Source organism: Dokdonella sp. (assembly GCF_049593775.1).
Classification (GTDB): Bacteria; Pseudomonadota; Gammaproteobacteria; order Xanthomonadales; family Rhodanobacteraceae; genus Dokdonella.
Genome location: NZ_JBAWHJ010000326.1, coordinates 1 through 9,116 on the forward strand (window position 1 = coordinate 1; position 9,116 = coordinate 9,116).

Here is a 9,116-nt window from a genome sequence, read left to right on the forward strand (position 1 = left end):
CGGAGTAAGTGGTTGCTATGGACGAAAAAACAACGGGGCTGCGACGCGGACGTCGCAGCCCCGGCCTTTTCATGCGAGCAAATTCGGTCAGACTGGCGTGACATCCTCCGCCTGCAGGCCCTTTTGGCCCTCGACGACGGCAAAGCTCACTTTCTGACCTTCTTGCAGGGTTTTGAATCCCTCGCCGGTAATGGCGCGGAAATGAACGAAGACATCGGGGCCACTTTCGCGGCTGATGAACCCGAAACCCTTGCTTTCATTGAACCACTTGACGGTGCCGACCTCACGATCCGACATGCTTGTCTCCACTGATCATTGTGCCCAAACCCCTCTCGGGGGCTTCCAACCACTCTGCATTTGCAGGGTGAAATTGGCCGGGCGATGCGGCGGATCAATGGAACTTCGCGGCATCGGACCACGGCGTCGCGACCGTGCAAATACAGCGGATTCGAGTCTAACTGATGTTCCTAAACGATGCGACAGCGTGGCAGCCGTGCAAAATCAACGAGATATCAGGCAACAGTGTCAACCGTGAAACTCTCGCCACAACCGCACTCACCGGTCGCATTCGGATTGCGAAAGACGAACGAAGCGTTGAGTCCCTGCCGCCGGTAGTCGATTTCGGTGCCCTCAATAAAGGGCAAGGCCTTGGCATCTACCAGGACCTGGATACCATCGTGATCGAACACGCTGTCGTTCTCGGCAACGGCCTTGGCCAGATCCACCGTATAGGCATAGCCAGAACAACCGGTCTTCCTGATTCCGAACCGCACGCCCACAGCCAGCGGATCCCTCGCGAGGAAGGTGTGCATGCGAGTCAGGGCGGCTTCGGTCAGCTGGATAGGCATGGGGAGATGCGTCGGGATTCGTTGTTGGGGATTCGATGGAGCAAGTTTAACATTCAGGCACCGATGTACATCGAGGCTGTCTGGCCGGGAAACAAGGCCGGGATGCCATACGCGGCGGTGCTTCCGTTATCATGCCCGGTTTCCGCCGATTCGCCATGAGCGACGGCCTTCCCGACTTCCGGAGTTCTCAACGCATGTCCGTCGTCAGTGTAAAACAGGCCTTGAGTGGTGCCCTCCCTGCGGGCACCTCGATCAGTGTGCGCGGCTGGGTACGTACCCGGCGCGATTCGAAGGCCGGCCTGTCCTTCATCAATCTGAGCGATGGCTCGTGTTTTGATCCAATCCAGGTCGTTGCTCCGGATTCGCTGGCCAATTACGCCGACGAAGTGCAGCGCCTTTCGGCCGGCTGCGCCGTGATTGCAACGGGCGAACTCGTCGCTTCACAAGGCAAGGGCCAGGGTTTCGAGCTTCAGGCCAGCGCCGTCGAGGTAGTTGGCTGGGTCGACGATCCGGAAACCTATCCAATCCAGCCCAAGGCACATTCGCTGGAATTCCTGCGCGAAGTGGCCCACCTGCGCCCGCGCACCAACCTGTTCGGCGCGATCACCCGCGTGCGTCACACGATCGCCTCGGCCATCCACCGCTATTTCGACCAGAACGGCTATTTCTGGGTCAACACACCGATCATCACCACCTCGGATGCCGAAGGCGCCGGGCAGATGTTCCGCGTCTCGACCCTGGATCTGATGAACCTGCCGCGCACCGACAAGGGTGCGATCGACATGCGCGAGGATTTCTTCGGCAAGGACGCGTTCCTGACCGTGTCCGGCCAGCTCAATGTCGAAGGCTATTGCCTTGCGATGAGCAAGGTCTACACCTTCGGACCGACATTCCGCGCGGAAAATTCGAACACGGCGCGCCACCTCGCCGAGTTCTGGATGATCGAGCCCGAGATCGCATTCGCTGATCTGGATGAGAACGCCCGCGTCTCCGAAGAACTGCTCAAGTTCGTGTTCACGACCGTACTCAATGAACGCGCCGATGACATGTCTTTCTTTGCCGAACGCGTCGAAAAGACCGCTGTCACGCGTCTGGAAGCCTTCGTCAACGCACCGTTCGAACGCATCGACTACACGGACGCCGTCGAGATCCTGAAAAAATCCGGCAAGAAATTCGAGTACCCGGTCGAATGGGGCATTGACCTGCAGACCGAGCATGAACGCTACCTGGTCGAGGAGCATGTTGGACGACCGGTTGTCGTGGCCAACTACCCGGAGAAGATCAAGGCCTTTTACATGCGCCTCAATGACGACCAGCGCACCGTCGCCGCGATGGACGTGCTGGCGCCCGGAATCGGGGAGATCATCGGCGGCGCACAGCGCGAGGAACGCCTCGACGTTCTCGACGCGCGCATGCAGCAGTTCGGGCTCGATCCTGCACACTACAGCTGGTACCGCGATTTCCGTCGCTACGGCACCGTGCCGCATGCCGGCTTCGGCCTCGGCTTCGAGCGTCTCGTCGTCTACGTTTGCGGCCTTGCCAATATCCGCGACGCGATCCCTTATCCACGTGTACCCGGCCACGCGGAGTTCTGATGCACCTTGCCCGCGAATTCATGCTTCTGCTCGGCCTCGGATTTTTCGTCGCCGGCCTGACGACTTACATCATGACCTGGATTCTTGTGTCGGTTCATTTGCGCGACCATCATCCAGCCGAGCGTGCACGCCTTGGCGGCTTCATGTTTTCTCCGCGCGCATTCGGCTGGTATCTGGCCAGGCGCTATCGCGCGCTGCAAGACAAGTCGCTGACCGGGCTGGCCCGGCTTGGTGCGATTGGCGCGTGGTCAATCGTGCTCGGTGCGATCGCAGCATTTGCCTCCAAGGCACTCGGAGGAGTCGGAGCATGAACATGGATGACGATATTGAAGTTGGCAGCGAAGACCAGAACCAGCACGAGTGGTGGGTTGCCACCATCGGCGACACCCTGGTCTGGGCTCGCTTGACCGTCTTCGAATCCGGCATCGTGGAGATTTTCGACTCCAGCGGCGAACGCCCGCGCTACGATGATGAGCAACACGCACGCATGGCCCTGCTCGATGCCGAGTTTCGCGCCTTCGAAGGACTCGATGAAGAAGATGCCGCCATCATGGGCTTTGATCTTGAATCTGTAGAACCTCCGCACTCCAGCGAAGACGAAGATCTGCTCTCGCAGATGGTGCAGAAGCTCGCACGCATCCAGTAGTTGCAGGCCTACGACTTTGCTTTTTCCGCAAACGGGAAAGACACGCATCGCCGGAGAATTCATCTCGGAATGCTGAATGACACGAAACAGCCATGGATCGTCATCCCAGCGGAAGCTGGGATCCAGTTCCTGGTGCATGCGAAGCGCACAATTCGCCTACTCTCGAATACCGTTTCACAGAGAAAACAACTGTTCATCCACCGACTTGGGGTGACGAAAAACTGGATCCCAGCCTTCGCTGGGATGACGAATCCTTCGTTGCGAACTGGTTCAATCGAAGATTGACGGAAACAGATTTTTTCCCACTTCCGCACAGTCCTCCAGACAACAAACAAGGTATCCCATGAATCTCGAACTCACCGGCAAGCACGCCCTCGTCTGCGGCGCCTCCCAGGGCATCGGCAAGGCAACCGCCCACGAACTGGCCGCCCTCGGCGCCGATGTCACCCTGCTCGCACGCTCAGCTGATGCTCTCAAGGCAGTAGTCGATTCCCTGCCCCGCGCCCATGCCGCACAGAAGCACGGCTACATCACCGCCGACATGAACGACCATGCGACCCTTCGAGCTCAGGTCGAAGCAGTAGCCAACAACGGCGCCATCAATATCCTCGTCAACAACACCGGCGGCCCGCCGGGCGGTGCCGCCAATTCGGCGTCGCTCGATGAATTCCAAACTGCCTTCAACCAGCACCTGATCGCCGCACAGGTCATCCTGCAAGCGGTGCTGCCAGGCATGCAGGGCAGCGGCTACGGCCGTATCGTCAACGTGATCTCGACTTCGGTGAAGGAACCGATCCGCAATCTCGGCGTTTCCAACACGATTCGCGGCGCCGTCGCGAGCTGGTCGAAAACGTTGGCCAGCGAACTCGGCCCACACGGCATCACCGTCAACAACGTGCTGCCCGGCTACACCAGGACCCAGCGCCTCGAACAGATCCTCGCCGATCGCTCGAAGGCCACAGGAAACAGTGAAGAAAAAGTCGCCGAAGGCATGCTCGCCACCGTCCCGTTGCGCCGCTTCGCCGAAGCCAGTGAAATCGCCGGCGTCATCGCCTTCCTCGCCTCACCCGCAGCGGGATACGTCAACGGCATCAATGTGCCCGTGGATGGTGGGCGGACGTTGTCGCTCTAGCTTGAGGCAGCACTGAACCAATGGTTTGTCACGTGTGATGATTTGAACGAGCAGCAGCCCAGGCAACCCTCAATCCACTAGCGCGCTTTCCGCGAGCACGACACCGTTGGCGTCAGCGTAGAGCCATTCACCTGGCGCAAAGGTCAGCCCGGCAAAAGTGACCGGCACATCGACATCACCCAGGCCGCGTTTCTCGGTCTTCATCGGATGGCTGGCAAGCGCCTGAACGCCGAGATTCAGCGTGGCGATGATCTGCACGTCGCGCAGGCAGCCGTTGATCAGGATGCCCTCCCAGCCGTTGGACATGGCCTGCTCGGCGAGCTGATCACCGAGCAACGCGCGCCGCAGGGATCCTCCGCCGTCGACTACAAGCACCTTGCCCTTGCCTGGCGTGGCGACGAGTTCCTTGACCCGCGAATTGTCCTCGAAGCATTTGACGGTGACGATCCGGCCGCCGAAGAAGTCGCGCCCGCCGTAGCAGCGGAAGATCGGGTCGGCCCCACGTACAAGCTGCGGATATTCGTCGCAAAGATCGGGGGTTGTCATGTTCATGGATGTTCCTGCATTCAATGCCATGCATGATCCCAGCACCAACGCGGCAAGGCCAGCCATTGCAATTGATCCGCAAACTTGCGCCTGACACCTGACGGTGCACAATGTCGGCTTGCCATATCAATCGAAAGGTAAAGTCATGACCAATCGACGTCAGTTCATCGGAACGTCCACCGCCGTCGCGCTGGGCGTGATGATCAATCCCTCATTCGTACTTGCCAACTCGCCCACGCAAGACATCAACGACAAGATGGCAACTCGGGTGATCCCCTCCAGCGGCGAGCGCGTGCCGGTGATCGGGCTGGGCACTTCGGGCAGCTTCGAGATTGGTTCAACTGCAGAAGAACGCGATCCGCGACGCGAGGTGTTGCGGCGCTTCTTTGCTGCCGGCGGCACCCTGATTGACACCTCTCCTTCATACAGCACTGCAGAAGCCGTCATTGGCGACCTGGTTGCCGAGCTGGACATGCGCGACAAGGCATTCTTCGCGACCAAACTTTCCGGAGTCGTTGGACGTGATGCCGGATTGGACCAGTTCAATGCTTCACTCAAGCGACTTAAGACCGATCATGTCGAGCTGCTCCAGGTGCACAACCTTGGCGACTGGAAGACCCAACTGGCACTGGCCCGTGAACTGAAAGCCGAAGGCAAGACGAAATACGTGGGCCTGACTCACTATCTTGATCGCGCCCAGGATGACCTGGCCGATGCGGTCGCCGAATCGAGGCCGGATTTCCTGCAGATCAACTACTCTGTCGCGCACCGCGATGCCGAGAAGCGCGTATTGCCCATGGCTCGCGATCTCGGCATCGCCGTTCTGGCCAACAGGAACTTCGATGATGGCAAGTTGTTCTCGATCGTGAAAGACAAACCCTTGCCGCGATGGGCTGCGGACGCAGGGGCGAGCTCATGGGCGCAGTTGTTCCTGCGCTTCGTCCTGAGCGACACCGCCGTTACAGCCGTGATCCCGGCCACCGGCAAGCCGGATCGCGAGTCGGACAACGTCAAGGCCGGCCTGGGCCCGATTCTTGATTCGAAGCAACGCGCATCCCTGATTGCTGAGTTGGCTGCAAGCTAGAAACAACAACGTTCAAGGTCGGCATGTCCGCCCCCCTGCCCGCGCAGGGGTGAGAACAGATGCCACTACGGCTAATTGATTGCCATGAGCACAGCGATCACTGGCCTGCGCAGCGATTCGCGCAAGGTCTCGTTGCCGGATTCGTTGACGTTGGTATACAGCACAAGCAGCAGTTCCTGCAGGTTGTGGCGACGGCTGAGACCAGGGATTGAGGCGTACAGCGAACCGCCGCCTGGCAGCTTGGCGTAGGCTGCAAGCCAGCTGCGCCACTGCTCCATCGTCATCACACCACGTTGTGCCGCCAGGATCAGAGGACGTGCAAGACGCTGCGGCTCGCTAAATATGTAGAAGTGGGAATCGCGCGGGATGACCTGGGTGCCCACTGCCGCTACGATGCGTTGCAATCCCGCGTTATCAACTTTCGGATGATCGGCAAGTGCAGCGAGCAAGTCGGCAGCATGTGCAACCCCGTGACGCCATCCCTGCTTCGGGTCAAAGCCGCGATAGTCGGTAATCGACGTCATGTACTCGGAGCCTGCTGCGACCAGCGAATTCAGTTGCGTCTGGGAAAGAAAGCCGCGTTCCTTGTCGCTGCGAGCTACCTCGGAAAGCACCAGCGCGGCAAAGGGCCGCGCGAACCCTTCCGGATCCGCGGGCTCGCCGTTCATCAGGGCCAGAAGCTGCTTGTAGATCACCACCAGCGTCTTGTCGCTGAGCGCATTGCTGCGCATCCAGCCGGCAAGCCCTTCGAACGCAATGCCGTCGCGAAGCTCTGGGTCAGGGTCTGATAGACAGTCGAGCAATCCCAGCGCCAACTGGTCGCGATCGGGAGTAGCGTCGTCCGGAACCACGAAGGCCTTCGACTTGAGAGCCTGCAACTCGACCCGTGTAGTACCCAGCGGCGGGCAACTGGCCGAGGCATTGGCCGCCACCATGCACAGTGCGAGGCAGAACAGGCGAAGTGTCAGCAACATACGGATTCTCCCGCGATTGATTTGGACAGTTTGCCATCTCGCAAGGGATTGCGTCATGGGGGCTGCACCGAACCTTTTTTCGCCACGGTGCCGCTGGTGAGCACCAGTGAGACCCTGACTGCAGAAATCCGGTCCCGCGAAGAGCCCGCTGTTCGAACAATCAGTCTCGTTTTTCATGCCCTGGATGCCTTGCAACATCATTGACACACGAGAACGGCAAGGGCCGGCGCGCCGTTCCGATCAATCGCCAACGACAGCAAGGCACTCGACTTCAACCCTCGCATCCAGTGCCAGACCGCTGCCGGCAAACGCGCTCCGTGCGGGGAAGCGGTTGTTGAAGTAGCCGCGATAGACCTCGTTGAACGCCGGCCATTCCTTGATGTCAGCCAGCATCACGGTACATTTGACGATATCGCTCATCGAGTGTCCGTGCTCCTTCAGCAGATCCCTGATGTTGTCCATCGTCTGGCGTGACTCGTTTCCAATACCACCGTCGACCAGTTTTCCAGTCGCAGGATCCACGCCAATCTGGCCCGACAGGTAGAGCGTGTGGTCGACACGCACAGCCTGGGAAAACGGATAGCCAGCAGCCTTGGCCTTGTCGGAATTGATAAAGGTGACCTCCGGCTTGCCACCAGCCTGGGCAAGCATCGGCAGCGAAAGAAGTGCGAGAACCAGGATCGCGGATGTTCGGTGACTCATGGCATTCTCCTGTTGGATGGATGGACAAGCATACCCACGCTGGCAAGGGATCGGCCTCGTGACATGCTTCGGCAACTATCAGGTCACCTGGTCGCCGGAACATCTCCCGCATCATCCGAGCCCGGCTTCTCAGCCGCGATCAGCCCGCTCGCGTCTGCAGCATGTCTGACATGCAAGTCCCGCTGTGGAAACGGAATCTCGATATTTGCGCGCGAGAACGCCTCGTTAACAGCGACATGCAATGCGTGCAATGTCGAAAGGCGCTGGTCGATACGGCCGACGAAGACACGCAGTTCGAGATCAAGCGAGCTGTCGCCGAAACCGAGAAACAGGACACTCGGCGCAGGACTGTCCAGCACGTTTTCGTTGCAGGAAGCGACTTCGAGCAAGACCTTTTGGGCCAACCCGACATCGCTTCCGTAGGCAATGCCAACCTTGACGACCACGCGCGTAATCGGCGTCGTCAGCGACCAGTTCTTGACTGTGCCGGTAATGAAGGCCTTGTTTGGTACGAGCACCTCGAAATTGTCCGGATCGGTAATCGTGATGGCACGGATCTTTATCTTGGAAACCGTGCCGACCGTGCTGTCGATTGAGATGAGGTCACCAACCCGTACCGGTCGCTCAAACAGGATGATGATGCCGGATACGAAATTGGCGACGATCTCCTGCAAGCCGAATCCAAGCCCGACACCGAGCGCTGCGATGATCCATTGCAGTTTCGACCAGTCCACGCCGATATGGCTGAACGAGGCAATCAGGCCAACGGCAACAATCAGGTAGCGCAGGATAGTCACGTATGCATACCGCGTACCGGAATTCAGATCCAGGCGGTGGAGCACAACGACTTCAAGAAATCCCGGGATGTTGCGCACGGCGAACGCGGTCAGGATCAGTAGCAATCCGCTGAGAAGCAAATGCCCCAGGGTCACCTCGGAAATGACATTGCCGGCGCCTGTCGAGGTCACATCCGACCACAGGACGACGTCGTTGAAGATCCCGAAAGCAGGAACAAGTCCGCTCCAGATCTCCCACAGGAAGAACGCGAGAGCCAGACCCGACATGGCGCGCAGGATGCCTCGCGTTTGCAGGCTTACGCTCACCATGTCGAGTTCAGGGTCTTCCTGCTGGATCGGAGCACCCTCCCCTCCATCTCCACCAGCCATTCGCGCCAGTTCTTCTTCGGCCTGCTTGGCCTTTCGGGCGGCTGCCTGCTTGTAGGCAGCATGACGACTCGCGACAAGTACGCCACGCATGGCGACCTGATAGAGAATGGCGACAACAAAAACGATCCAGCTTGAGGTCATCAGGCGTGCCTGCAATTCGGCAGCACTGGCGTCGTAACCTGCCATGGAAAGCAGAGCCAATATGACCGGTACCGATACCAGCGCCCAATACCAGATGACCCGGGTACGCCAGATCAGACCGTCGCGCGGCAGATCTGCAGTCATCGCGCCACCAACAGGCTTGAAAACCTGAAAGGCAAAGACCGCCAGCGCAATGGAACTGATCAGCGTGCTCAATCTGCCAAGGCCTTCCGGCACAATCGTCTCGTCGGCTGTCTGGGCCAGACCGCTAAACAGCGCAGC

Annotated in this window: 11 protein-coding genes; 5 read left to right on the plus strand and 6 right to left on the minus strand. The window is 59.3% G+C overall.

Features of this window, described 5'->3' with window-relative positions:
- Positions 1–87: 87 nt before the first annotated feature.
- Together WBP53_RS11355 and WBP53_RS11360 are read right to left on the minus strand one after the other, a co-directional pair.
- Complete coding sequence (locus WBP53_RS11355) at positions 88–297, minus strand: cold-shock protein (RefSeq protein ID WP_423928979.1); 210 nt, start codon at positions 295–297, stop codon at positions 88–90.
- A 215-nt stretch (positions 298–512) separates the two neighbouring features.
- Positions 513–848: a HesB/IscA family protein gene (locus WBP53_RS11360; RefSeq protein ID WP_423928981.1), complete on the minus strand. Its 336-nt coding sequence runs from the start codon at positions 846–848 to the stop codon at positions 513–515.
- A 194-nt stretch (positions 849–1,042) separates the two neighbouring features.
- Between WBP53_RS11360 and asnS the strand changes: the two genes are divergently transcribed.
- The 4 genes from asnS (at position 1,043) to WBP53_RS11380 (ending at position 4,221) form a co-directional block, all read left to right on the plus strand.
- On the plus strand, positions 1,043–2,443 hold the full coding sequence (gene asnS / locus WBP53_RS11365; protein WP_423928983.1) for an asparagine--tRNA ligase: 1,401 nt from the start codon (positions 1,043–1,045) through the stop codon (positions 2,441–2,443).
- A complete protein-coding gene (locus WBP53_RS11370) occupies positions 2,443–2,754 on the plus strand; it encodes a hypothetical protein (RefSeq protein WP_423928985.1) in 312 nt (103 codons plus the stop codon). Before asnS ends, WBP53_RS11370 begins: the two co-directional genes overlap by 1 nt.
- Complete coding sequence (locus WBP53_RS11375; protein ID WP_423928987.1) at positions 2,751–3,089, plus strand: hypothetical protein; 339 nt, start codon at positions 2,751–2,753, stop codon at positions 3,087–3,089. Before WBP53_RS11370 ends, WBP53_RS11375 begins: the two co-directional genes overlap by 4 nt.
- Before the next feature lie 343 nt (positions 3,090–3,432).
- Entirely contained in the window at positions 3,433–4,221 is a 789-nt protein-coding gene (locus tag WBP53_RS11380; RefSeq protein ID WP_423928989.1) for an SDR family oxidoreductase, read from the plus strand.
- Between the two features lie 69 nt (positions 4,222–4,290).
- Here the strand turns inward: WBP53_RS11380 and rraA are convergent, their stop codons facing one another.
- A complete protein-coding gene (gene rraA / locus WBP53_RS11385) occupies positions 4,291–4,773 on the minus strand; it encodes a ribonuclease E activity regulator RraA (protein ID WP_423928991.1) in 483 nt (160 codons plus the stop codon).
- 139 nt (positions 4,774–4,912) lie between these two features.
- Between rraA and WBP53_RS11390 the strand changes: the two genes are divergently transcribed.
- Positions 4,913–5,851 carry an aldo/keto reductase gene (locus WBP53_RS11390; RefSeq protein ID WP_423928993.1) on the plus strand — a complete coding sequence of 313 codons (939 nt, stop codon included), beginning with the start codon at positions 4,913–4,915 and terminating at the stop codon, positions 5,849–5,851.
- Positions 5,852–5,922: 71 nt separating this feature from the next.
- Here WBP53_RS11390 and WBP53_RS11395 read toward each other — a convergent pair whose 3' ends face one another.
- The 3 genes from WBP53_RS11395 to WBP53_RS11405 form a co-directional block, all read right to left on the minus strand.
- A complete protein-coding gene (locus WBP53_RS11395) occupies positions 5,923–6,825 on the minus strand; it encodes a DUF2785 domain-containing protein (RefSeq protein WP_423928995.1) in 903 nt (300 codons plus the stop codon).
- Positions 6,826–7,065: 240 nt separating this feature from the next.
- Positions 7,066–7,527 carry a Rid family detoxifying hydrolase gene (locus WBP53_RS11400; protein ID WP_423928997.1) on the minus strand — a complete coding sequence of 154 codons (462 nt, stop codon included), beginning with the start codon at positions 7,525–7,527 and terminating at the stop codon, positions 7,066–7,068.
- A gap of 83 nt (positions 7,528–7,610) precedes the next feature.
- Positions 7,611–9,116: mechanosensitive ion channel domain-containing protein (locus WBP53_RS11405; protein ID WP_423928999.1), on the minus strand; the 1,506-nt coding region annotated here is incomplete at its 5' end.

Excerpts from the sequence above, each read along its gene's own strand:
- WBP53_RS11355 (WP_423928979.1), bottom strand. The coding sequence starts at position 297 with ATGTCGGATCGTGAGGTCGGCACCGTCAAGTGGTTCAATGAAAGCAAG.
- rraA (WP_423928991.1), bottom strand. The coding sequence starts at position 4,773 with ATGAACATGACAACCCCCGATCTTTGCGACGAATATCCGCAGCTTGTA.
- WBP53_RS11360 (WP_423928981.1), bottom strand. The coding sequence starts at position 848 with ATGCCTATCCAGCTGACCGAAGCCGCCCTGACTCGCATGCACACCTTC.
- WBP53_RS11380 (WP_423928989.1), top strand. The coding sequence starts at position 3,433 with ATGAATCTCGAACTCACCGGCAAGCACGCCCTCGTCTGCGGCGCCTCC.
- WBP53_RS11375 (WP_423928987.1), top strand. The coding sequence starts at position 2,751 with ATGAACATGGATGACGATATTGAAGTTGGCAGCGAAGACCAGAACCAG.
- asnS (WP_423928983.1), top strand. The coding sequence starts at position 1,043 with ATGTCCGTCGTCAGTGTAAAACAGGCCTTGAGTGGTGCCCTCCCTGCG.
- WBP53_RS11370 (WP_423928985.1), top strand. The coding sequence starts at position 2,443 with ATGCACCTTGCCCGCGAATTCATGCTTCTGCTCGGCCTCGGATTTTTC.
- WBP53_RS11400 (WP_423928997.1), bottom strand. The coding sequence starts at position 7,527 with ATGAGTCACCGAACATCCGCGATCCTGGTTCTCGCACTTCTTTCGCTG.
- WBP53_RS11395 (WP_423928995.1), bottom strand. The coding sequence starts at position 6,825 with ATGTTGCTGACACTTCGCCTGTTCTGCCTCGCACTGTGCATGGTGGCG.
- WBP53_RS11390 (WP_423928993.1), top strand. The coding sequence starts at position 4,913 with ATGACCAATCGACGTCAGTTCATCGGAACGTCCACCGCCGTCGCGCTG.